This is a genomic window from Providencia sp. 2024EL-00732, from assembly GCF_044006275.1.
GTDB lineage: Bacteria > Pseudomonadota > Gammaproteobacteria > Enterobacterales > Enterobacteriaceae > Providencia > Providencia huashanensis.
This window is the reverse complement of record NZ_JBIPDG010000001.1, coordinates 929392-954318: the sequence shown is the minus strand read 5'-3', so window position 1 is coordinate 954318 and position 24927 is coordinate 929392. Positions and strand designations below refer to the sequence as shown.

General features: G+C 39.3%; 21 protein-coding genes. 17 read left to right on the top strand and 4 right to left on the bottom strand.

Annotated features, from left to right (window positions below; genetic code table 11):
* The first annotated feature begins 2 nt into the window (after positions 1 to 2).
* Together ACHB7C_RS04390 and ACHB7C_RS04385 are read left to right on the top strand one after the other, a co-directional pair.
* A complete protein-coding gene (locus tag ACHB7C_RS04390; RefSeq protein ID WP_395346505.1) occupies positions 3 to 2162 on the top strand; it encodes a S9 family peptidase in 2160 nt (719 codons plus the stop codon).
* Positions 2163 to 2303: 141 nt separating this feature from the next.
* Positions 2304 to 4562: a TonB-dependent receptor domain-containing protein gene (locus ACHB7C_RS04385; RefSeq protein ID WP_395346503.1), complete on the top strand. Its 2259-nt coding sequence runs from the start codon at positions 2304 to 2306 to the stop codon at positions 4560 to 4562.
* 62 nt (positions 4563 to 4624) lie between these two features.
* Here the strand turns inward: ACHB7C_RS04385 and xseA are convergent, their stop codons facing one another.
* Positions 4625 to 5992, bottom strand: a complete 1368-nt coding sequence (xseA, locus tag ACHB7C_RS04380; protein ID WP_048607330.1) for an exodeoxyribonuclease VII large subunit — start codon at positions 5990 to 5992, stop codon at positions 4625 to 4627.
* A gap of 171 nt (positions 5993 to 6163) precedes the next feature.
* Between xseA and guaB the strand changes: the two genes are divergently transcribed.
* The 4 genes from guaB to ACHB7C_RS04360 all read left to right on the top strand — a co-directional run bounded on the left by guaB (position 6164) and on the right by ACHB7C_RS04360 (position 11597).
* Entirely contained in the window at positions 6164 to 7630 is a 1467-nt protein-coding gene (gene guaB / locus ACHB7C_RS04375) for an IMP dehydrogenase (RefSeq protein WP_042843566.1), read from the top strand.
* Between the two features lie 83 nt (positions 7631 to 7713).
* Positions 7714 to 9291 carry a glutamine-hydrolyzing GMP synthase gene (gene guaA / locus ACHB7C_RS04370; protein WP_048607329.1) on the top strand — a complete coding sequence of 526 codons (1578 nt, stop codon included), beginning with the start codon at positions 7714 to 7716 and terminating at the stop codon, positions 9289 to 9291.
* Between the two features lie 309 nt (positions 9292 to 9600).
* Complete coding sequence (locus tag ACHB7C_RS04365) at positions 9601 to 10788, top strand: tyrosine-type recombinase/integrase (RefSeq protein ID WP_395346500.1); 1188 nt, start codon at positions 9601 to 9603, stop codon at positions 10786 to 10788.
* Between the two features lie 98 nt (positions 10789 to 10886).
* On the top strand, positions 10887 to 11597 hold the full coding sequence (locus tag ACHB7C_RS04360) for a DUF4238 domain-containing protein (protein ID WP_395346498.1): 711 nt from the start codon (positions 10887 to 10889) through the stop codon (positions 11595 to 11597).
* A gap of 281 nt (positions 11598 to 11878) precedes the next feature.
* On the opposite strand, the gene ACHB7C_RS04355 is transcribed toward ACHB7C_RS04360, so the two are convergent.
* Both ACHB7C_RS04355 and ACHB7C_RS04350 read right to left on the bottom strand, forming a co-directional pair.
* Positions 11879 to 13240: a hypothetical protein gene (locus ACHB7C_RS04355; RefSeq protein ID WP_395346496.1), complete on the bottom strand. Its 1362-nt coding sequence runs from the start codon at positions 13238 to 13240 to the stop codon at positions 11879 to 11881.
* 29 nt (positions 13241 to 13269) lie between these two features.
* Positions 13270 to 14442: a hypothetical protein gene (locus tag ACHB7C_RS04350; protein WP_243213234.1), complete on the bottom strand. Its 1173-nt coding sequence runs from the start codon at positions 14440 to 14442 to the stop codon at positions 13270 to 13272.
* Positions 14443 to 14535: 93 nt separating this feature from the next.
* On the opposite strand from ACHB7C_RS04350, the gene ACHB7C_RS04345 reads away from it, so the two are divergent.
* From ACHB7C_RS04345 to ACHB7C_RS04305, 9 genes are all read left to right on the top strand, one after another.
* Positions 14536 to 14787, top strand: a complete 252-nt coding sequence (locus tag ACHB7C_RS04345; protein WP_243213235.1) for an AlpA family transcriptional regulator — start codon at positions 14536 to 14538, stop codon at positions 14785 to 14787.
* The gene (locus tag ACHB7C_RS04340) at positions 14772 to 15623 is read left to right on the top strand and encodes a helicase RepA family protein (RefSeq protein WP_243213236.1); all 852 of its coding nucleotides are present in this window, start codon (positions 14772 to 14774) and stop codon (positions 15621 to 15623) included. The genes ACHB7C_RS04345 and ACHB7C_RS04340 overlap by 16 nt, the downstream gene beginning before the upstream one ends.
* On the top strand, positions 15607 to 16392 hold the full coding sequence (locus ACHB7C_RS04335; RefSeq protein ID WP_195569293.1) for an ABC transporter ATPase: 786 nt from the start codon (positions 15607 to 15609) through the stop codon (positions 16390 to 16392). The genes ACHB7C_RS04340 and ACHB7C_RS04335 overlap by 17 nt, the downstream gene beginning before the upstream one ends.
* Positions 16393 to 16964: 572 nt before the next feature.
* Positions 16965 to 17330 (top strand): conjugal transfer transcriptional regulator TraJ, encoded by a 366-nt coding sequence (gene traJ / locus ACHB7C_RS04330; RefSeq protein WP_196544239.1) that lies wholly within the window; start codon positions 16965 to 16967, stop codon positions 17328 to 17330.
* Between the two features lie 105 nt (positions 17331 to 17435).
* Positions 17436 to 18215 carry a P-type conjugative transfer protein TrbJ gene (gene trbJ / locus ACHB7C_RS04325; RefSeq protein WP_124725527.1) on the top strand — a complete coding sequence of 260 codons (780 nt, stop codon included), beginning with the start codon at positions 17436 to 17438 and terminating at the stop codon, positions 18213 to 18215.
* A gap of 10 nt (positions 18216 to 18225) precedes the next feature.
* A complete protein-coding gene (gene trbK / locus ACHB7C_RS04320; RefSeq protein ID WP_166696696.1) occupies positions 18226 to 18462 on the top strand; it encodes an entry exclusion lipoprotein TrbK in 237 nt (78 codons plus the stop codon).
* Between the two features lie 11 nt (positions 18463 to 18473).
* On the top strand, positions 18474 to 19832 hold the full coding sequence (gene trbL / locus ACHB7C_RS04315; RefSeq protein WP_395346491.1) for a P-type conjugative transfer protein TrbL: 1359 nt from the start codon (positions 18474 to 18476) through the stop codon (positions 19830 to 19832).
* Positions 19833 to 19844: 12 nt separating this feature from the next.
* Positions 19845 to 20102 carry a hypothetical protein gene (locus ACHB7C_RS04310; RefSeq protein ID WP_395346489.1) on the top strand — a complete coding sequence of 86 codons (258 nt, stop codon included), beginning with the start codon at positions 19845 to 19847 and terminating at the stop codon, positions 20100 to 20102.
* Between the two features lie 75 nt (positions 20103 to 20177).
* Complete coding sequence (locus ACHB7C_RS04305; protein WP_260663966.1) at positions 20178 to 20408, top strand: type I toxin-antitoxin system ptaRNA1 family toxin; 231 nt, start codon at positions 20178 to 20180, stop codon at positions 20406 to 20408.
* A gap of 50 nt (positions 20409 to 20458) precedes the next feature.
* Here ACHB7C_RS04305 and ACHB7C_RS04300 read toward each other — a convergent pair whose 3' ends face one another.
* On the bottom strand, positions 20459 to 20755 hold the full coding sequence (locus ACHB7C_RS04300; RefSeq protein WP_395346487.1) for a hypothetical protein: 297 nt from the start codon (positions 20753 to 20755) through the stop codon (positions 20459 to 20461).
* 775 nt (positions 20756 to 21530) lie between these two features.
* Between ACHB7C_RS04300 and ACHB7C_RS04295 the strand changes: the two genes are divergently transcribed.
* Positions 21531 to 23876, top strand: a complete 2346-nt coding sequence (locus tag ACHB7C_RS04295; RefSeq protein WP_395346485.1) for an AAA family ATPase — start codon at positions 21531 to 21533, stop codon at positions 23874 to 23876.
* Positions 23873 to 24598: an HNH endonuclease gene (locus ACHB7C_RS04290; RefSeq protein WP_395346483.1), complete on the top strand. Its 726-nt coding sequence runs from the start codon at positions 23873 to 23875 to the stop codon at positions 24596 to 24598. Before ACHB7C_RS04295 ends, ACHB7C_RS04290 begins: the two co-directional genes overlap by 4 nt.
* Positions 24599 to 24927 lie beyond the last annotated feature (329 nt).

Genomic DNA, 24927 nt, shown 5'->3' with positions numbered 1-24927 from the left:
AAATGCTAACACATTTAAATCTATTGTCAGGCTTCTCTCAAGCCGTTAAATTTTGTCTCATTGTATTATTGGGACTACAGACAAACGCAAGTTTTGCGGAGGAAAGAATGATTGCACCAAAGGCACAAAAACAGCCTCATACGATGACTATTCATGGTGATACGCGTATCGATGATTACTATTGGCTGCGGGATGATGCAAGAAAGTCACCAGAAGTTATTGAATACTTAACACAAGAAAACAACTATACACAGCAACAACTTCAATCTGGAAGTTCGTTAAAAAAAGAAATTTATGATGAGTTGTTTTCTCGAGTAAAACAAGATGATGAGTCAGTTCCCTATAATTATAATGGTTATATATACCGTTCACGAGTCGTTGCGGGTAAAAACTATCCGATATATGAAAGACGCCCTATTAATAGTGATGGTGAATGGGTTGTCTTAGTTGATGGTAATGAACGCGCTAAGGGCACCGAATATTATCGCATGGGGGCATTAGCCATCTCGCCGGATAACACCACGCTAGCTATTGCTGAAGATCGCCAAGGGCGTAATGAATTTGCTGTGTCATTTCGCAAAATTAAGGGGGGCGAATGGCAAGAAAATATATTAACCAATACATCAGGTAATATTGTTTGGGCCAATGATAACCAAACACTATTTTATGTGAATAAGGACAAGCAAACATTGTTGCCTTACCAAGTGGTTAAACACCAATATGGTACACAACAAACCCAAGATAAACTGGTGTATGAAGAAAAGGATGACACTTTTTACGTTAGCTTAGCGAAATCGACGTCAAAAGATTTCATTTTAATTGGTATCACGAGTACTGAAACGTCTGAATACCGGTTAATTGATGCTAACCAGCCACAAAATGAAGTTAAAATTCTACAACCACGTCAAACAGGGGTTGAGTATTATCCTGATCATTTCAATGGTAAATTCTATATTCGCTCTAATCACCAACACCCATTATTTGGTTTATACATTGCAGACAATATTTCAGCGCCGTGGTTAAGCTTTATAGCCCCTCGTGATGGGGTAGATCTGGAAGATTTTGCTTTATTTAATAATTGGTTAGTTGTGGAAGAACGTCAAAATGGTTTGGTGAATATCCGCCAAATCAGTTGGTTAACGCATAAAGAAAACCAAGTAAGCTTTGATGACCCAACTTACATGGCGTGGATCGGGAATAACCCTGAGCCTGATACGGATACACTACGCTACGGTTATTCATCAATGACCACGCCATCTTCAGTATATGAAATTAATATGCTGACTCAAGAAAAGCAGCTTCTAAAACAAGAAGAAGTTAAAGATTTTAATAAACAAAATTACCAAAGTAAGCGTATTTGGGTTACTGCACGAGATGGTGTAAAAGTCCCTGTTTCCTTGGTTTACCGTAAAGATCTTTTCAAACAGGGTCAAAACCCATTGTTAGTCTATGGTTATGGCGCTTATGGTTACGGAATTGACCCATCATTTAGTTCATCCCGCTTGTCTTTGCTTGATCGTGGCTTTGTTTACGCGATTGCTCACATTCGTGGTGGTGGTGACTTAGGTAAAAATTGGTACATACAAGGTAAAACAATCCACAAGATGAATACCTTTACTGACTTTATTGATACAACCAAAGGGTTATTATCAGAAGGTTACGGTAAAGCAGGGCATGTTTATGCCATGGGGGGAAGTGCTGGTGGCTTGTTGATGGGGGCGGTTGTGAACATGGCGCCTAATTTATATGAGGGTGTGGTTTCCGCTGTCCCATTTGTTGATGTGGTGACTACCATGTTAGACCCGTCAATTCCTCTGACGACAGGGGAATACGATGAGTGGGGGAATCCAGAAAACGAAGAGGATTACTGGAGAATAAAAGCTTATAGTCCATATGATAATATCAAAGCACAACATTACCCACATATTCTAGTGACGACAGGGTTACATGACTCTCAAGTTCAATACTGGGAGCCTGCTAAATGGGTAGCTAAATTGCGAGATATTAAACAAGGTGATTCATTATTATTATTAGAAACCAATATGAGTGCGGGGCATGGTGGTAAGTCAGGGCGTTTTAATGCGCTAGACGACATAGCTCGTGAATATAGCTTTATCTTAATGCTTGAAGATAAACCCAAATATTTTCCATATTTAAAATAATAATTAACCTATAAAAATTAGGTGTTCTTAGGGCAGCAACAATATTAATGGCATTGTTGCTGGGCCTTTTCACAGGCACTATTTTGTTCTGTGTTAGCAATGTGAGCGTATGACACTCAGTACGTTTACAGGAATGGTTTAATGAATAATAAAACAATAATTATGGTAGCTGGTATTATTGCCACTAGCTACCAAGGGGTTGCTTTAGCTGAAAATACGCAGCAGAAAAATAAACAGAAAAATAATGTGGTTAATTTTAGCCAGTTAAAAGTTTCGGGTGCGCAGAAACAAACCCCGCTCGTCAAAGCATTAGAAAAACCCGGTGCTTACAATGCGGTTGGTACGGAAAATAAATTACAGTCGATGGACAAAATTATCCGCACGATGCCCGGTACTTATACCCAAATGGATGGCAGCCAAGGAACGGTGAATGTTAATCTCCGTGGTCTGAGTGGTTTTGGGCGCGTGAATATGATGGTTGATGGTATCACGCAGAGTTATTATGGAATTTCCCCGAGTCAATATACACATGGACAACAACCAAATAATGATTTTGGCGCTTTAATCGATCCAAATTTTATTGTTGAAATTGAAGTAGAAAAAGGGCAATTAAATGGAGGAAATAGTGTTAACGCTTTAGTAGGGAGCGCAAATTTCCGCACTATCGGTATTGATGATGTGATTTTTAAAGATAATTTATATGGGCTCCGTAGTAAAGCTAGTTGGGGAGATAATGGTCTCGGTTATAATGGAATGGTGGCGGTTGCAGGGAAAACATTATTACAAGATGATGGTTATTTTGGCGGATTAATTGCGGTTAGTGGCCATAATATTCCTGGTAGTTATAAAAATGGTGATGGGTTTGATAGTGACGACTTTGCCACTGATTCCACTTTCAAACAAAAGCCCCAATCGCAATTAGCCAAATTGAAATATAAACCTAATGACAGCCATGAATTAGAATTCAGTGGTCGTTTCTTACAAAATAAGCTCACGAGAAGAAAGATTAATAGTGAAGATTATTATATTAAATATAAATATACGCCGCTGAATGAGTTAATTGATGTTGAGGTTTTAGCTAGCCATGGTAAAAACGACCAACAATTTGAAGGTGACTCATTAGGTTGGGCATTAAGGCAAGGTAAGTCTAAAAATATTGGCGATGGACTTAATCTTTCTAATACAAGTCGGTTTTCATATGGTGATGTTGATTTTCAATGGAAAGTAGGTTCTAAGTTATCTAAAACGAAATATGAGCGCGAGGTTAGTTCTGTTATTGACCAAGATACGTTGAACTATAACCCATTCTCGCCAAGTGGGTCGTTAGATCTTGCGAGCGCCTATACACAACTAGAAGCAAAGTATGGTATCTATACAGCAATTTTTGATTTGAACTATATGAATTACCACTTAAAAGGTTTCAAACCTGCATGTGGCGATCAAGATTTTTGTTTTCCACAAGAAGCCGCGACTTTAAATTTACGGGGTAATGGTTTTAACCCCGGAGTTTTATTATCAGCAGAAATTATTCCTGAATTCCAGCCATTTGTTAGTTATGCGCATTCAATGAGAGTACCGAATACGCAAGAGGTTTTTTATTCTCAAGAAGGTGGTAATTCAATGAACCCATTCTTAAAAGAAGAGAAATCACAGACATGGCAAGTTGGTTTTAATAGCTTTAAACCGGATTTAATTTTTGAAGGTGACCAGTTTAATATGAAGGCATTATGGTTCCATACAAAAATTAAAGACTATATTACGAGTAAGCCTTATTTACTTTGTCGCCCAAGATCAAATGCTGAACTGGCTTGGTGTTTGATGAATGATGATGTATGGGACAAAGAACTCCCAGATTTTATGCGTAAAAGCTATATGTATGTCAATGAGCCTCATGATGTTAATCTACGTGGCTATGAATTACAGGCTAATTATGATGCAGGTATAGTTTATTCAACATTATCCTATACCAAAGAAACTGGGGATCAACCTAACTCTATAGCTAAAGTTGCTGATTTCAGTGCGGGGGACTTCACAGAGCTTCCCGATTATTATTTGACGTTAGATTCTGGTGTACGTTTATTGGATGAGAAATTAACCGTAGGTACAACCATTACATGGACAGGCCCCTCAAAACGAATTGGTGTACAGTCTATCGTTGATCATGATGGAAATGCGCTAAAAGATAACTATGAAAAACAACCTACAATTATTGATTTATATGCAGACTATGAAGTTAATAAAAACGTTAAATTGATGATGACGGTTAATAATGTAACCAATGAAAATTATTCGGATGCACTAAATCGTGCAAATTCTAACGCTTATATGGAAGAACGCGGTAAAAATAATGCAACAGCAAGAGGGCGTACTTATATGATTGGCGGACAGGTGCGTTTTTAATCAACGTATAAATTTAAAACCACTTATCCCGTTATTTTTATCGAGATAAGTGGTTAAAATAATCATTTCGATACTCTTTTGGCTTTAACCTTTTCAATATGGGTAACTTGGCTTTCAACCCAGCCATCATTAAGGCGAGTTTTCAGTGGTTGGCCGATTTTCACTTGGCTGGTTTTTTTCAACACTGTACCTTTAGCGGTTTCACTGATACTAAACCCGCGAGCTAAGGTAGCTAATGGGCTAACCGCTTCCATTTTTGAACAAGCTACTGCGAAACGTTGGCGGTAACTATTAACCAAACTCGTGACCATATTCTGCAAATGATACTGTGTCTGCTGCAACTGTCGCTGCTGTTTTTGCAATTGAGGGCGCAAATCATTTTGCAGTAAACGGCGATTAACTTTTTCGAATTTAACCGTTGAATTTTGTAGTTGTCGAGTCATCGACTGCGCCAGTTTTTGTTGCAATAAATTAAGCTGGTTATGTTGCCTTGCCAAACGCAATTGCGGGTGCTGTTGCTGTAAACGATGATGTAAACGAGCAAACCTTTGTTGTTGACCCGCTACGTAATAATCCATTGCCATTTCAAGATGTTGCTGTGCTGATTTTATCTGGCGTAGCATCTCTAATTGGTTACGGCTGACTAACTCTGCTGCGGCAGAAGGCGTTGGTGCTCGAACATCGGCAACATAATCCGCAATCGTCACATCAGTTTCATGACCAACAGCACTAATTATAGGCAGTTGGCTAGCAAAAATAGCCCTAGCAACGATTTCTTCATTAAAGGCCCACAAATCTTCAAGTGAACCACCACCGCGACCAACGATTAATACATCGCATTCTTGACGCAAATTTGCCAGCTCAATCATTCTCGCAATTTGGGCTGGTGCCAATTCACCTTGAACCGCTGTAGGGTAAATGATAATTGGCAGTGAAGGGTCACGACGGCGTAAAATGTTTAAAATATCATGTAATGCAGCCCCGGTTGCCGAAGTGATAATACCGACGCATTTAGCTGGGCTAGGCAAAGTTTTTTTATAGGTGACATCAAACAAGCCTTGCGCATTTAGAGTTTGCTTTAAAAGCTCAAAGCGTTGTTGTAACAAGCCTTCGCCAGCAGGTTGCATGCTTTCGATGATCAATTGGTAATCACCGCGAGGCTCATACAAAGTCACGGTAGCCTTGACTAAAACTTGTTGGCCATTTTGTGGGCGAAATGTCACACGCGCATTTTGCCCACGAAACATCGCTGCACGAACTTGTGCACGGTCATCCTTCAAGGTCAAATACCAATGACCTGAACTTGGCTGCGAAAAATTAGAAATTTCAGCAGTTAGCCAAATACGGCCCATTTGGTTATCAAGAAGTTCGCGAACCGCTTGGTTTAGTTTACTAACTGAGTAAATAGCACTATTTTGTGATGTCGACATGTGAGCTAGATCAAATTTTAAAACAAGGACTTAATTGATAGATACTAACGTAGCCATTGGAGTTATCAAGTTTTTTTTCAAAAAAAGGCTGGAAGCAACCGATTACGGTGTGTATAATTCCGCGGCAATATTTTATACCTTTCCATAACGCTGCCTGGTGGGATATTGCCTATGTTACGCATTAAAAAAGAAGCACTAACTTTCGACGACGTTTTACTCGTTCCTGCACACTCAACGGTATTGCCAAATACTGCAGATTTATCAACTCAACTGACTGCAAACATCCGCCTGAACATTCCTATGCTTTCTGCAGCCATGGACACCGTTACTGAATCTGATCTTGCAATCGCGCTGGCTCAAGAAGGCGGTATCGGTTTTATCCACAAAAACATGACCATCGAGCGCCAAGCGGAAGAAGTCCGCCGTGTGAAAAAACATGAAAGTGGCGTCGTGACAGACCCTGTTACGGTGACGCCAGATACAACAATTCGTCAGGTACAAGAGTTGTCTGAACGCAATGGTTTCGCAGGTTACCCTGTGGTAGCTAAAGACAATTCATTAGTGGGGATTATTACTGGCCGTGATGTCCGTTTCGTCACTGACCTTGACCAGCCAGTTACTGCGGTAATGACGCCGAAAGAGCGTTTAGTTACTGTGAAAGAAGGCGAAGCGCGTGAAGTCGTGTTACAAAAAATGCATGAAAAACGTGTAGAAAAAGCCTTAGTGATTGATGATAACTTTCATTTGTTAGGGATGATCACCGTTAAAGATTTCCAAAAAGCAGAACGTAAGCCTAATGCTTGTAAGGACGAACAGGGGCGTTTACGTGTTGGCGCAGCCGTTGGTGCCGGAGCAGGTAACGAAGAGCGTGTTGACGCGCTGGTTGCTGCTGGCGTTGATGTATTATTGATTGACTCATCTCATGGTCACTCTGAAGGTGTATTACAGCGTATTCGTGAAACGCGTCAAAAATACCCAGAATTACAAATTATTGGTGGTAACGTTGCGACAGCCGAAGGTGCAAAAGCATTGGCAGAGGCAGGCGTTAGTGCTGTAAAAGTAGGGATTGGCCCAGGTTCTATTTGTACTACACGTATTGTTACTGGTGTTGGGGTTCCTCAAATCACTGCTATTGCAGAAGCGGCAGAGGCATTGGCTGGCACTGGTATCCCTGTGATTGCAGATGGGGGAATTCGTTTTTCTGGTGATATTTCTAAAGCGATTGCCGCTGGGGCAGCTTGTGTCATGGTTGGCTCTATGTTTGCGGGGACTGAAGAATCGCCAGGAGAAACCATTTTATTCCAAGGTCGTACCTATAAAGCATACCGTGGTATGGGTTCATTAGGAGCTATGTCTAAAGGTTCTTCAGACCGTTATTTCCAATCTGATAATGCGGCTGACAAACTTGTCCCTGAGGGGATTGAAGGCCGTGTGGCGTATAAAGGCCGCTTAAAAGAAATTATTCATCAACAAATGGGCGGGCTACGCTCCTGTATGGGGCTGACAGGTTGTGGTACTATTGATGCGTTAAGAACAAAAGCAGAATTTGTTCGTATTAGTGGTGCTGGTATCCAAGAAAGCCACGTTCATGACGTTACTATCACAAAAGAATCTCCGAACTACCGTTTGGGGCAATAATCGATAACGTTTCAGGGTGGTGCGGTTAATTAATACGCACCACCGATTTTATTTTTGACTTGAATTTTTGGAATTCTCCTCAAATGACAACAAATATCCATAAGCATCGCATTCTTATCCTTGACTTCGGTTCGCAATATACACAGCTGATTGCCCGTCGTATCCGTGAAATTGGCGTTTATTGTGAACTCTGGGCGTGGGACGTTACAGAAGAGCAAATTCGAGAATTTAATCCAAATGGTATTATTCTTTCTGGTGGGCCAGAAAGCACCACGGAATCAGATAGCCCACGCGCTCCTGACTACGTGTTCAATGCAGGCGTACCTGTATTAGGTATTTGCTATGGCATGCAAACAATGTCAATGCAATTAGGTGGCGCAGTTGAGGTTTCAGGCGAGCGTGAATTCGGCTATGCAAATGTAGAAGTTACTGAGCAATGTGAACTGTTCCGTGATATTCATGATTCATTGAATGAAGCTGGCAAGCCTGTTTTAGATGTGTGGATGAGTCATGGAGATAAAGTGACTGCGATTCCAGCGGACTTCAAAACGATCGCAAGCACACCAAGCTGCCCATATGCCATCATGGCAAATGAGGAAAAAAGGTTCTATGGGGTTCAATTCCACCCAGAAGTTACTCACACACACCAAGGTTTAAATATCTTAAAACGTTTTGTACAAGATATTTGCCAATGTGAGGCACTATGGACACCAGCGGCAATTATAGAAGACACGGTTGCGCGCTTGAAAGAGCAAATCGGAGATGATCATGTATTGCTGGCACTTTCAGGTGGCGTTGATTCATCAGTAACGGCTCTGTTATTAAACCGTGCAATTGGCAAGCGTTTGACCTGCGTATTCGTTGATAACGGCTTATTACGTTTAAATGAAGCAGACCAAGTGATGGAAATGTTCGAGGGTAAATTTGACTTGAACATCATTCATGCTAAAGCTGAAGATCGTTTCTTAAGTGCATTAGCAGGGATCAGCGATCCTGAAGCTAAACGTAAGAAAATTGGCCATGTATTTATCGAGGTATTCGATGAAGAGTCATCGAAGCTTCCTAACATTAAATGGCTAGCACAAGGGACAATTTACCCTGATGTTATTGAATCCGCCGCTTCAGCGACAGGTAAGGCACACGTTATCAAATCACACCATAACGTAGGTGGTTTACCGGATGACATGAAGTTAGGTTTGGTTGAGCCGTTAAAAGAACTGTTTAAAGATGAAGTACGTAAAATCGGTCTTGAACTGGGCCTGCCATACGACATGTTATATCGCCATCCATTCCCAGGACCAGGCTTAGGCGTTCGTGTACTCGGCGAAGTTAAGAAAGAATATTGTGATTTACTACGCCGCGCAGATGCTATCTTTATTGAAGAACTACATAAGGCAGATTTATACCATAAAGTTAGCCAAGCATTTACCGTGTTTTTACCTGTTCGTTCCGTCGGTGTGATGGGAGATGGTCGTAAATACGATTGGGTTGTTTCTCTGCGTGCTGTTGAGACTATTGACTTTATGACCGCTCATTGGGCACATTTACCATATGATTTCTTAGGCCGTGTATCAAACCGCATTATCAATGAAATTAGCGGTATTTCTAGGGTCGTATATGATATTAGTGGTAAACCACCAGCAACAATTGAGTGGGAATAATCCCCCAATAAGAATCAGCTAGCAGTGACTGGCAAAATAACGACTTAAGCCCATGTAAAAGTGGGCTTTTTTGTTTTTATTGCTTGTCGTATCTGGCACTAATTAGCAGCATCAAGCACAAGTTGAATGTGGTATTAAAGTCGGTATTATCGCATGCAGATGCCATGAACACTGACTGATACCATGCGATGGTTTTTGATCCTCACATGGTATTAAAAATAAGTAATTGTTTGTTTTTAAAGGAATTGAATCATAGTTTCCTACGGTTGTTTTGCATGGTATCGAAACGTTAAAAAAGGATGAAAATGAATGCTGACTGATACCAAACTGAGAAATTTAAAACCGAAAGAAAAGCTCTATAAAGTGAATGACAGAGATGGGCTGTATGTCGCTGTAACGCCTGCTGGCTCTGTCTCTTTTCGTTATAACTATGCCATCAACGGCAGACAGGAAACGGTGACTTTTGGTCGTTATGGTATTGGCGGAATTACTTTAGCTGAAGCCAGAGAGCGGCTAGGGGAAGCTAAAAGAATGGTGACAGATGGTAAGTCCCCAGCTAAAGAAAAAGCCAGAGATAAAGCGAGAATTAAAGGTGCTGAAACATTTGGTGCATGGGCTGAAAAGTGGCTTCGTGGCTATCAAATGGCAGATTCTACACGGGATATGCGGCGATCAGTTTATACAAGGGAACTCAAGAGCAAATTTGGCAACCAAAAGTTAAATGAAATCACACACGAAGACTTACGGGCGATCACTGACACTATTGTTGAACGTGGTGCACCAGCGACTGCGGTTCATGCACGAGAAATCGTACTTCAGGTTTATCGCTGGGCGATTGAACGGGGCCAGAAGGTAGAAAACCCAGCAGATTTAGTTAGGCCTGCAAGTATTGCAAAATTTGAACCCAGAGATCGCTCGTTAACACCAGGTGAAATTGGTTTGATGTATCGCTATCTTGAGAAGGTTGGGACAACGCCCTCAATTCGGGTAGCTGTAAAACTGCTATTGTTAACAATGGTACGTAAAAGTGAGTTAACTAATGCCACCTGGAGTGAAATTAATTTCAGTGAAGCAATTTGGACAATCCCAAAAGAGCGAATGAAACGTCGTAATCCGCATTTGGTTTTCTTATCGCGTCAGGTAATGGATATTTTAGTTGCCTTAAAAACCTTTGCAGGAGGTTCTGATTTTATTCTACCATCGCGCTATGATTCAGATGCACCAATGAGTAGTGCAACAATGAATCGGGTACTGGATCTTATCTATAAAGCTGCACAAAAAGACGGACACGACCTTGCTAAATTTGGACCTCACGATTTACGCAGAACAGCGAGTACATTGTTGCATGAAGCTGGCTATAACTCGGATTGGATAGAGAAGTGCTTGGCGCACGAGCAGAAAGGGGTTAGGGCCGTGTACAACAAAGCAGAGTACCGCGAGCAGCGTACCGCTATGTTGCAGGATTGGGCAGATATGATAGATGAGTGGATACATTAAATTAAAGTTTTTATGGTATTATTTTAGGAACTGAGATAAATAAAAGGTGTGATATGATAATGCTAAAATTAAAAGGATAAAATGGGAATCTCTCTGATATGGAAGATAAGAACTCAAAGAAATTTATACTGAAATATATTATAGATGCCAATAAGAAAAAGTTACCCGAGGCTAAAAAACGTAAAAAAAATAGTGCTAATAAAACAATTGATCAACACTTTATCCCCCAATTTTATTTGAATTTATTTTCTAATGCCAATAGAGATATTCATGTGTTGAATGTGAAATATGGTGGGATTACTTTCAAGAAATCGGCTCAAATAATGTATGAAAAAATACTTTATGATATTGATGTTTTTGATGAATGTTTTGATGAGTTTGAAGAGTATTTCTGTAAGATGGAAGGCCTATTATCAACTATGCTAGAGCAGTTACCAAAATCTATTGGTGATAGTAAGGCTTTTAGGTTATGTAAATTTCATGTGATGTTACTTTCGGCAATACAATTTTGTAGAAACCCATATGCGGAATTATCAAACTTAATTTACATTAGTACTCACTTACATTTATTTTACACTAATTTAGTTAGGTTTCCTTATAAAGAATTTTTACCTCCTTTGAAAAAGAAAGAACTAAAATGGATATCAAAAAAAATAGCACAGTCATTAAAAAATGAAGGGATGCGTAATACATTTCCACTTATATGGACTGTCAGAATATTCATTTTTCCTTTTTTAATATTTGATTATTCAAATATTGATGAAGTAAAGATTTTAAAAATAAAAAATGATGATGAATTTATTATCTAGTGATAATCCTGTAGTTATAGATTCTACTGAAAAATTCTTGAATTTTAAATCATTTCAATTTCCACTAGGAAAAAAGTTAATTTTGTATCATTCTAATAATGATGCAAATCCAACAGTTAATGATCTGAATATGAAAACTTATAACAATGCTCATTTGAAAGTAATTTCTAGTGACCCACAGGTTTTGGATGAATTAAAATTAATCAATTTTTAATCTATTGATTAATTTTAATTTTAATTTTAGTTAATTTCACATCTAAGATATATGCATGGAAATTAAATTAGCATAAATCTCTTAAGCTAATAAGCTCTTCAAGCTTGTTTGCTTTAAAGTTATGAAAATCAAGGTCATAAAATAAATCACGGAAATTGATATGATATTTATGGCCACTAGAGTTAATCAATTTAAATGTAGTAAAGATAAATTGAGCCATATTATCATCAATTGGTAAATCTAATAATAAGCTTAATGCATGAGAATTTAAGTAAACAAATTTTTCCATGTCAATCTTGGATTTTAGGTAGAATTTGTAAAATTCAATACAGTTAGATATTTTTATCTTTTTAGATAACACTAACTCATTAAGCCCTCCAAATATAATAGATGAATTTAAGCCGGATAATGAATGTGGTTGTTCGAATTGTTTTGATGAAAGAAAAGTTTTAGTAGCATGTTCACCAGGATTTAGAAATGCATGTACTTGAATCCAATCACTTTCAAATGATTTTATTCCTAGATAATTTGCAATTACTTTGGCTATGAAAATACGTAAAAAATATAATGGGTAAATGTCATTAGATATTAATGGAAAAAATGGCTGTACTGGGTAAATAGCTTTATTATAATAAACTCTTCTTCCATGGGCTACAGAATTTCTAGATTCAATTAAATTTTTAACCCAGTAAGATGTACGGTCATCAAAAAGTTCGTATTTTTTTAAAAAAAAGGTTATTTTAGAGTATACTGAAATATCCTTATCTAATATAGATGAGATCAACTTTGTTTTTAGGGTGACTTCATTCTCTATTGTTGAGGAAGGTAATGAAAGAATAATATCATTATATTTTCTAAGAAACTCTTCAGTTAAAATTTTAGAATCATTTTTTATTTCACTAGATGATGTGTTTCCAAGTAATTCAAGGACATGAAAGTATGATAATGTAGCTTCATCATTAAAAATAAGATTTTCCTCTGTTTCTTTTTCTAAATATCTAGCTTTACGCCAACGATCTAACAAAGAAAAAATAAATTCTTTTTCATGTGTCGTTGAGTCTATGATTTTATTTATTAACTCACTTAAAGTTTGAGTGTAATCAGTGTTTTCTTTAATATAAATAGCATCTGAATTCAGGTTTGGAGGACTATCAATTATTTTTTTATGAGAAGAGTGACCAAATACATCTAGGGGTTCATCAATTAAGAATGATATTATTCCTAGGATACTTAAATATTTAGCTCGTACAAGAATAGTTGAGTCAGTAATAGATTGATAGTTTTTTAGTTGACATAGTATAGAGATTTTAAATGTAGTAGACTCAGCATCATTTTCAGTTGTAACAGAGCAGTTATCTATAGAAAAGGATAATTGCGCTACATTTTTTACTGGGACATTGACGTTGTATTCTACAAGACAATTTTTCATTAATTACTCCAATAAATTGAGTATAAAATTTATTCAGACTCTATATCTAGAGAGCCTTCTAACAAAAAATTCTTACACACAGACTGCATGGCCTTAGATACCGCTTGGTGTGATAATTTTTTACCGCTAAGTGAGCTGATTATTTCAGCTATCTCTCGTTGATTAAAACCTTTCTTGCGTAAAACTAACATGCGTTTTTTATTATCTGATAAACGTGAATTGACCATTTCACGGGCAATATTGCGTATCTTGTCTATATCATCAGGCCCCAAAGAAATTCCTGCATTTGTCATGTTATTAACAATACTAATTATTTCCTCACATGTTTTTTCATCAACGGTAATTGATCCAGAAAATGTATTTTGGATATGCTCAAAACATGTAAGTGATTGAGCGTAATTTATTGTTTTATTTTTAAGATAATAATAAAAATACTCATCTATGAGATTATCACCTGACATAGCGTTTAAACGCTCTGGTTTAGCTATTTGGCGACATAATCTTAAAACTTCCAATTCAAATTGTTTAGAAGAGCGCATTGCTTGTTTATAGGCTGGGTTCCAAGAGCCATCTTGTAATTGTGGTTTATGGTGAGCACAGTATTTATGGCTAAAATCTGGCCCTTTCTTTAGTCCATATTTTTCTTCAGTATCATCAATAAAACCGTCGTTATCCCAATTGGTAATAAATGAAGAAAACTCAGTTGGGTTGCCACAAAGACGACATAATCCTTTGCCTCTTATCGTATTAAAGTAGATATCAGGTGCAAGTCTTGATCTTTTGGGGTGTTTTCCTTTGCAGTGGGAAAATAAGCTTTTTAATGTTTCTTGAGTAGCTATAAATAATTTATCTGACTCTGTATACGTAGAATGTTCAATAAAAGGCCTAAGATAATCGCCAATACAATCAGAGCAGTAACGAAAACCTCTCATTTTGATTAAATCGCTGTAAGTTAGCTTAGCTGACGCTATTGGACTGTATCGCAGATAGTTGTCTGGAAGACTATTCAAGTATTCAGATACGGCTGGGTCAACTAATTCCCTGATTAATCTGGTTATATTATAGCTTTTGGAAACTTGAGAATATGAATGCCATTGTTCCCTGAAAATCTTAATAGCAGCCGCTACGGATTTATCACAGCCAACCCATATTGGAATGTAGAACTTACCTAATCGTTTTTGGATATCAAATTCCAGTTCCATTTAATAAATTCAACTTTTTTGTCCAATAGATATGATTAATGTACTAGCAAAGCCTGACATTATCTAGCAAATAATGTTTAGGAGGAGTAAGTAATGAGCATATCAGTGAAAAATAAAACGCTGATCAACCGTAAGACATTGTTGAAAATGATCCCATTATCAGACCGAACCATCTACAACCTGGAACAACGAGGGGAGTTTCCTCGTCGTATTGTGTTGACAAGTCGGAGCGTTGCTTGGGATTTGGCTGAAATTGAAAACTGGATAGAAGAAAGACGCAGGTCATTGTTAAAAGCGGCTAGGCCAGGAGATTTATGCAGGGAGTTATCATGGCGATTGAAATAATGTCTGCATTTACAAACGAACCACCTTCATTTGACTATGTTTTACCCAATATGGTCGCTGGGACTGTAGGGGCAATAGTTGCTCCAGGAGGTGTAGGAAAGTCTATGCTGGCTTTACAATTAGCTGTTCAGATAGCGGGTGGGCCTGATTTATTAGGAATGGGGGAGCTAATGACAGGTAATGTAGCATATTTACCTGCTGAAGATCCAACGATAGCGATATATCACAGACTATATGCTTTAGGTGCAAGTCTTACTTATAAGCAACAGCAATCCGTGGCAAATGCACTCATGATTGAACCTTTAATTGGTAAATCTCCAAATGTTATGTCTTCTGAATGGTTTGATGATTTACGTAATATTGCAAAAAATAGGCGTTTATTAATTTTAGATACTTTAAGGCGCTTTCATATTGAGGAAGAAAATGCCAGTGGCCCAATGGCGCAAGTAATTGCAAAAATGGAAGCGATATCAACCGAGACAAATTGCTCAATCATCTTCCTACACCATTCAAGCAAAGGAGCTGCCATGATGCGTACAGGAGACCAGCAACAAGCCAGCCGTGGTTCCTCTGTATTAGTCGATAATATCCGTTGGCAATCATATCTATCAGCTATGACGCCTGAAGAGGCGGCTGAGTGGGGCATAGAGCCTAGCCAAAGGAATTATTTTGTTCGCTTTGGTATCAGTAAAGCAAATTATGGTGAGCCTTTTACTGAACGCTGGTTTCAACGTCATGAGGGCGGTGTGTTATTGCCAGTTACTCAGACAAAAAAGAAATGCCAGAAAATGACTAGAAATAAAGCGGTGGTAATGAACGATGACGATAACTGGTAATGTGGTTGTTCCAACAAGCACGGTTTTACAGGCGAGAGTGGTTATTTATCAGCCGAGTAAAAAGCCTTTAGAGCGTAAAGGTCAGTGGATTGAGACTTCGTTTGGCAAGTGCAGAGTGACAGGAAGACTCGGTCAACGTCACGCTGACATTGTTGAAAGTATGCTTTTTGTGGCAGAACGTAGGCGAGACATAAACGATGGCGGTATAGAGTTATTGGTCGATCCAGCAAAACTTAGAAAAATGTTATCAGACCATCAATATAGCGGGGGAAGATTAAATAAATTACTTCTTGAGCTTAAGGCTGCAACAATCGAAATTGTGACGCCTGAGTTGGAGCAAATAGGAGAAAGTATTATTGGTGGTTTAATTGACCATGTTATTTCATCACCAATGACTAGATACAACCCGCTTACAAGAGGAACTCGTAGATTATGGAAAGTTAGATTAGGCATCGCACTGGTTATGTTACTGGAGCGTGATTTGTCTTTATATTATCGACCTGAATTAATTGCACGACTGAAACATGGCATTAGCCAAGCGGTGGCTCGTCATGTGCTGACACATAAAAATAATCCCCCTGGAGGTTGGTATCTTGATACGCTGCTAGTTGCAGTTAGTGGTAATGATGTGAATGCGAAAACAATGAGTAATTATCGAAGCAGAATTAAAGATGATATTGAGAGATTACGTGAGATAGGTGTTGATATTAGCTCGGTAAATCGAGTTAAACGTCTCACAGGGGCCCAGTTGAAACTCACGGAGGCCTGAGTATAACTTGTAAAGGCCCGAGTTGAACTCACAAAGGCCCGATAATTTTGGGTTTTGGCAGGATCTTTAGAATTATTCAGGATATACAAAAGGTGTATTGCCCGCTTTATGCGGACATAACACCTAAATTCAATCGGCATACGCCGATGGTTTGAACGCCAAGAAAGGAACAAAGTTTTGTCTGTGAAATAAAGCTTCTTTCCTGGCGTTTGGTTCGCCCAAAGGGCGAATCAATAAAATGATGTTTTAACACTACCAGAACACAACTCAAACGCTATTGAAACGCTATTTGAGCACTATAACGACACTATTTAATCGCTGTTTTATCACTAAGTTATTAAATGATAGTAAGAATGTGGCGATATAAAGCAGTTAATTTAGGTATAGCGAAAAAATAGCGATTTATTGTATGAGTATGAAGTGAAGTAATGAACTCTGAAGTTAGGGCAGGATAGGTGAAGTAGGACTACCAACAAGTTGTTAGTCGCTCTTCACTCGATTTTATTCGCACTTCGGTGCTCAACAATAAATCCTGCTCTACGAGGTTATAAGCTACCGCTATTAATGAGGTGATGATGAATAAAGAATTAAACGAAACACGGAAGAATAGCACGCCTATAAAAGTTTATTGTTTGCGAAGTGAAAAAGAGAATATTGAATCTCAAGCTAGAAAAGCAGGTATGAGTGTTGCTAAATATTTACGAGAAGTAGGTCAAGGCTATCGAATAACAGGGATAGTTGATTATGAATGTGTTAGAGAGCTAGCAAAAATAAATGGTGATTTAGGTCGGTTAGGAGGGCTATTAAAATTATGGCTAACAAATAATATCAAAACAAAAAACATTAGCAGTGTAACCATAAGAGCAGTATTAAACAAAATAGAATCTAATCAAAATGAAATAGGAAGAATAATGAAAGATATTGTAATGCGAAAATAATAGTAAATTTTAGCGGCTAAAATTTACTTCAGACTTAAAAAATAAATATCCAGTAATTAAAAGCAGCATCTTAATGTTAATTATCTTTTATAAAGAGGTATACCTATGCAAAAAATAAAAATTTTAGCGGCTAAAATTATGTTTGTCGCTTCAATTACAACTGTGACTTACATACAGTCACCAATTGCTATGTCAGCAGGCATTCCCGTACTTGATGGTACGAATTTAAGCCAGAACATTATGTCTGCTATGGAAGCTGTAGCCCAAACAGCGAAGCAAATTGAACAGTATCAAACTCAACTACAACAATATGAAAATCAATTACAAAACACATTAGCACCTGCGGCTTATATCTGGGATCAAGCTCAAACTACGATTGATAATTTATTACAAGCAACAGATACACTTCAGCACTATCAGAATCAATTAGGAAGCTTAGATGCATACCTGAGTAAATTCCAGGATGTTTCATATTATCGGGGATCTCCTTGCTTTAATGGTACAGGCGGATGTACGCCATCAGAAAAAAAAGCAATGGAAGAAAATCGCATATTGGCTTTTGAATCGCAGAAATCTGCGAATGATGCGCTATTTCGTGGATTAGATCAGCAGCAAAAAAATATACAAGCAGATGCAAGGCAATTACAACGTTTACAGCAAGCAGCCCAGGGAGCGAATGGACAATTAGCGGCAATTGGTTATGCAAACCAATTGGCGAGTAATCAGGCAAACCAGCTACTACAAATTCGTAGTTTATTAATTACTCAGCAGAATGCCGCTGCGGCTAGGCTATCTTCTGAACTGGATGATGAGGCTCGCGGCGCGGCAAGAGAAAAGCAATTACGGACATGGAATTATCAACCAAGCCCAACCGATAATTATTGAGGTAATAAACATGAATAATTTATTTTTTATCGTGTTGACTTTATTTTGTGTTTTTTTAACTGGATGTGAAAGGACAATAATAGAGGCTAATAAAATAACATGCCTTGAAGATAATTATGAAAAATCTTTATTGGAAATTAAAGATAAGGGGTTGCAGGAAGTATTTATTAGTGAATGTAACTCCATAAAAAAATCGAAAGAAATGAGAGAGTGGAAATTTAAATCAAGTCCGGAAGACAACTTTTAAGGGAATAAATTATGAAAATTACTATCTCATGTTGTTTCTTAATTATATTAGGGTTATTTCCTGATATCGCGTTGGCACAAGAATTAAGTAGTAGTGGCGTGATGAATGATGTTCTCAATCGTTTTCATAGCGCAGCTTCAACCTGGGCTCCAACAATAGAAGGTGCTGCCAGTCGGTTATTTTGGATATTAGTAACCATTTCTATGGTGTGGACGTTTGGCATGATGGCGCTACGTAAAGCGGATATTGGTGAGTTCTTTGCTGAATTGGTTCGTTTTACTATTTTCACTGGTTTCTATTGGTGGTTACTCTCGAATGCAACACACGGAATGAATATAGCAGGTTCAATAGTGGATTCATTGCAACAGTTGGGAGCAGAGGCGGGAGGGCTTAGCAGCAGTAAATTAGGACCTTCCAGCATTCTTGACATGGGCTTTGAATTATATGACAGGACTGTTGAGGCAACTTCAGAATTAAGCTGGAAGGAGTTTGCCACAGCTTTAATGATGGAGCTAATGGCATTGGCAGTACTGGTTGTATTAGCCATTATCTCAGTGAATTTGTTATTACTGTTAGCTGCCAGTTGGATTTTGCTATACGCAGGCGTGTTTTTCCTTGGTTTTGGCGGCTCCAGATGGACTTCTGACATGGCAATCAACTATTACAAATCCATTCTTGGTATTGCTGCACAGCTATTGTCTATGGTGCTTATCGTCGCTATTGGTAAGCAATTCTTGCTGGATTATCACAATAAAATTAGTGAGAACATGGCAAGCCAGGAATTGGCCGTGATGTTAGTTATTTCTCTTTGCTTACTGTTTTTAGTGAACAAGGTTCCACCGATGATTTCAGGTTTAGTTTCTGGCGGTAATATCGGAACGATGGGGATTGGTTCATTCGGTGCAGGAGCCGCGATGGGGACAGTGATGACAGCAGCAAGTATGGGTGCTGCGGGGGTGAAAATAGCAGGTGGTGCGATAGCAAGCGGTGCTGCTAATGCGACCAGTGGTATCAGCGCGATAAAGGCGGCTTTTGAGCAAGCACAAAGCAGCATGGCTGATGGAGCAATGCTAAGTGGAGGTAGTGAGACAACACAAAATAGAAGTGGTGGGTCTAGTACTGATTCAGGCGATTCACCTTTCAGCAAAGCCGCTGGTTTCGATAGCACGGATAGATCTTCTGTAAGCCCCCAAAACCGCACTAAGGATGCAGACTCGTCCATTCGTGATGATATGGCAGAGACAAGTGCTGATAGGGCCGAGTTTTCCGATAATGCTTTGTCAGGAGGTGATAAGCACAGTATGGATCAATCAACTGAGGATAATGATGAGGTTAACAACTTTGTTAATCGTAACAAATCAGATAAATAAGAGGCATTGAACATGAAACAAAGTAGCTTCTTGGTCGCATTCGATTTACTTGACCAGACTGCAGATTTAAATGCAAAAGTTGCCTATGAGCCGATTGATGTTGTGCTCGCGGAAGAAAAAGTAGATGCAACAGAAGAAATAGCTAATTTTATTAAAAAGCGTGAAATCAAAGTTAAAAATGAGCAATTTTGTAGTGAACTAGCCAGTAATGTGTTTGAGGGGAAATCGGAAGATAGTCCATTTTCAATAGCTGCGGAGCTTACTAGCTAGTGTTTTTAAAGCACGCAGGCCAGTGATGGTGCACTGACCTGCATTTTCACAGACCACCTGAATATGAGGTGATATATGACAACTCCATATAATACAGAAGTTCAAAAAACAATTCATCACGTAGCGAGCGAACTGGCAGCTTTAGAGTTTGTAAATCAAGATGCTGCACGCGAGATCTCACAAGTTGCCGAAGCAGTTACCAACATGTTTACGGTGCTTTATTACCAAGCAGAAACTGGAGATGCAACAAAACAGGATTTTCAGGAAGCACGGATTAAGCTTCAGGAAGTGTTATTAACATTATGATTTGTCGATTCAAAGGCGGTAATTAGCCGCCTTTTTATCTATTGAAGTAGTTAATTCTGTCGAAAATATTGATTTTTTCTTCTGGAGTTATGCTTCCAGCTTTTTCCAAGCTTATAAGTCATTGTTGGGTAGTCATCCCAGGGAGTGGCCAGTTGCTTTCCTCTAGCAGAGCGTAGTCTTAACGGGTAATCTTTATACTCAAATTTATGTAAAAAGTAGTAACCTTTCTCTTGTTTGGTACTGAAATTTTTGTGTATCCAACTGCGAAGGAACGGGTAGTATTTCCATTCCCTTTTTATTCCAAAATAAGTTTCAGGGTTCTGGTACTGCAATTTTAGTTTTTTCATAGTGTTCCTAGGTTTCTTTAAGTTACCTAGAAGTGATCTTTTGCGTAGTAGTTCATATATCGCTTATCTTATTTATATTCCCCAGATAGTTTTATCGATTTCCTCAAGTGAATATATATGGCTTAATATTATTTATGTTCTTTTTATTTCATTAAGAAGAATAAGGATTCTTTTGGTTGAAATGTTATTTATTTCCTTGAATAATTAATTTGTTAATGTAATTACTACTAAACCTGCGCTCGTTATGGCGAGCAGCGTATCCATATCTCTGCTGCGCAGAGAAGGTTAATTAATTAGCCATAAGAAAAACCACCGTATTTATTGTCAGGAAAGGCTGATTCTGTGGACAAAGCGCTCCTGGTGGCATGTCACAGCCAGATGCATGAAATAGAGGCCAGTAAAGATGACAGTGAACAGTGTTGGAGTATGAATTTTGTTGCTGATAATCTGTTCAACAGGCATCTGATTTTGGCACTGAATGTAGCCGATAATTTGGGGTGGGAATGTCTGGTGATAGGAATATAATCGGCAAAGACCCCATCCCTCGTTAAATGACTAGACTTCGGAGGGATTTGTCCGAAGTTTATAAAAAGATCTGGATCGCTGATTTAGCCTAATGCTTATTTGAGGAAGATATCATGGTAAGTAACTATAAGTAAAGGGAACTGCAACTTAAATCGGAGGCATGTTAGCCAAGGAATTACGTAAAACGAATGGTTGTAGATTTCAGAAATGCCAATTTCAATAAGTTAAGGTAATAAGGGGCTACTACGTTATGGAAAATATAGACGAACGAGATATCGACGCCGCTCGCTTTGAAAAGCGTATTTTGACGATGGGTCGTAATTTATCAAGTCAAACACCAACTACGGTGCTTAAGTTAGCTATATTCATGTTATTCACTGAACTGAATGAAAATTTTCTATCGCTTCCTTGGTCACGATACGATATTAAGACTATTGATGGCTTGATAGCAGCCAAGATTCGCGCTACCAAGTGGCTGGGACTCAAAGATGATGGAATCACGATAGAATGGAGGCGCTTACCTCAACACGGGCTGGACGAATTCTTTGACTTTATTGTTGACAGTAGCCATAGCCGCGAAGTTTGTCTGAACCGACTGGATTATCTTGTCAAAAGTTTGAGTGTTCTCCGTAGCTCCAATAGTTGGGCTCAAAAGGTCGAAAACTTCGTTGCTCACTTTTCAAACGGTTGGTCAACCAAAGGTCACGTAGTCGCCGATTTGAACACTATGACAACTGGTGAACTCGGGATAAAACTGAGCGATTTTCGGGCAACTGAAAATTACCTATTGCCTAATGTTCTCAAGCCCCATATCTTCGAAGTCTGTCTTCGCCTTCGTGCCTATGATGTTCGATATCATTTCGTTCCAGAAAATGGAGATGACTATGCTTGGGATAATGTTGGCACAACCTTTAAATTTGCTTGGCCAACACGCAATCGTAAAAGAAGAGAACCATATGAAAATTGCCTACCTTTTAATACAGATGGTCTTGATTTTGCACAATGGTTTCTTAGCAGTAATTATACTCAGCGTATGACGATCATAATCCTTCCTTCGGCTGATTTACGAGCCAGGGGTTGGCGTGCCGAAATTAGACATAATATGCTAAGAGGGAAGCATATTATAGGTGTATTGGAGCTACCTGTTCGGGTTTCTGGTTCTGCACGGCTTTCCATGTTAATCATGGCAACTGGGCAATCAAGTATAGGCGAGCCAATTCTACTGATGGACGGTCGCGCTGTAGACGGGTTAAGAGATGAACCTCTCGACCGCTTAGCTAAATTTTTAAGCATTCCATTTATGCGAAAAATGGTGAATGATGGAAGATCTCGACAAATCCATAACTTCTCTTTGGGAGATGGACTACTAAGTCGCGCCAGGAAAATGTTTGGGTCAGATTCAGGTGAGATACCAGGTTTTTTTCGTTACGTGATGCCAGACGAAATTTTGAATGACGAGCATACTGTACTCAATCCTAGTCATTGGATTACTGAACGCCAACCCATGGTCACAAGCGATCTGCTAGATGGTTCACCTGTTTATAAGCTGTTAGAAGAACGAGAACTTGCACGCTGCATATATGTCATCGGAAACAATGGTGCGGGAAAAAGCATGCTCTTGTGTCAGCTTGCCAGAGCCTATGTTGCATCTGGGAGACCCGTGCGTGCGATTGCTTCCGCAACCAGCGACAGATTTGATACCAAAATGAGTACAAATTTTGATTATGCCTACTTAGGTTCACGTACCAGTGAAAGATCTACACAACCACGCAGACTTGGGCGTAAGTTAGCTGAGTTGATGGTTTCAATCCACGCAGATCACACCAAAGTTGTAGCTGTGAATAGAGTTTTAGAGCAGCTGTCCTTCGCTGGTCAGCATTACCTCCTTCCTGAGACGGCCACTTCCGATATTCTTGAATCATTGCGGCAACTCGGTAGCGATGCTATTCCAGCCAACATGAATGGCTGGAAACTAGGTTTTCGTAAGACCCATGAGAATACAATTATTCCCTTTGATCACCTTAGTACAGGCGAACAGCAGTTACTGCTTTTGATAGCAAGGCTTGTTGAATACGCCAAACCTGGCGTTATATTCCTGATCGATGAACCTGAGACAAGTTTGCATGTCGCTTGGCAGCGAGCACTACCATCAGTTTTTCAGACCATAAGTCGGGACTTCAATTGCCAGATGGTCATTGCTACACACTCACCGATTCTTATTTCGACCTCACGTGGGAGCGACACATTCCGATTTATGACTGATGGCGGTGTGCTAGAAGCAATTGGTGAGCAAACTGCGAGCAGTGTCGAGCGAGTACTTTTTCAGGGATTCGATACCTACACAGGCAACAATCGAGAGGTTCACGAACGCTGTGCTGAGTTGGTTTCGCGGGCAATCGAGTTTGCCAACACGGAGAGAAATGAAATGTTGCCAATGGTCCTGGATGAATTGCGGCAAATGGAGGATAAAGTTGCTAGAGCTGTCCCAGCACTTGGCTCGGATGTGCCAGCGCTGCACCTTGATCTCATTCGTAGAGCTACGCAAGCGATAGCGGAACTGACAAGCTCCGCCCAGTCTGAGGAAGCCAGATCATGAATCAACTTGTGATCGCTGAGATAGATTTCGGGATGAACGTACTGACCTCGGTCGAAGCTCGAGCTTTCTATCGTACATGGAGAAAGCTTGCGCCAAATAGAGCTGGATCTTGGTCTGCCATTCGTGATGCTACATTTACAGTAGCAGGCAAAAAAAAATGGACTGGTGTTGATGTCATGTCAGCACTTCGCGATCACCTTGCTGCTTTGCAGGATGACCGCTGCTGTTATTGTCGACGTCGGCTTGGTGGAATTGCCTATGCGCGCCCCATTGAGCACATTCTTCCTAAAAACATTTACGGACAATACACGTTCACCTACCGTAATCTTGCAGTGGCATGTTTTGACTGTAACCACGTCAAGAGTAAAGCTAACTGGTCAGACTGGCCACAAAATCGTAGGGGGTACCTCAATGAAAAGTGCTGCAACAGTTTTTTCCATGCTCGCTTCCATGATTATGACTCCCATGTCAGATATCTTCACTTGGAGACGAATGGCGCATCGATCAGCATTTATGCTGGCTTGACTCCCCAAGGACGGCATCTTTGCGTTCAGCTGCTGAGAAAGTCCTCGGAAAGAATCCTTGCGGAAAGTGCCAACCCACGATTTTCTGCGACAATGAGCAAACTCCGAGGTCAAGTTCAGCAAATGGCGGTGGCTACAGATGACACTAAGTTGTTGGACTTCATGGAAGCGTTGGAACTTGCCGCTGATCCGCCGTAATGGAGTGACAGTCTAATAAGGGCTACAGTAAGAAAATTTAATTATGGGTGCAGTGGACATTACCAGGTAAAGACGGTTTTTAAAGAAATTCTACTCCACTTGTTCCAGATTTTGGACCTACTATATGAGATCTAACTTCGGCGAAACGGGCCGATAATAAGCTGCAACGTGACCCTTTACAAACTATTTTGAGACGATAAGCATATTCTTGAATAGTATTTTCTACGGTTTTCTCATTGTGAACATCATCAGGAAAGAGATGAGAGGTTCCCTGCTTTATTAGAAAAGGTCGTATGGTCTAACAAAATAGAGGTATTTCCAAACATACT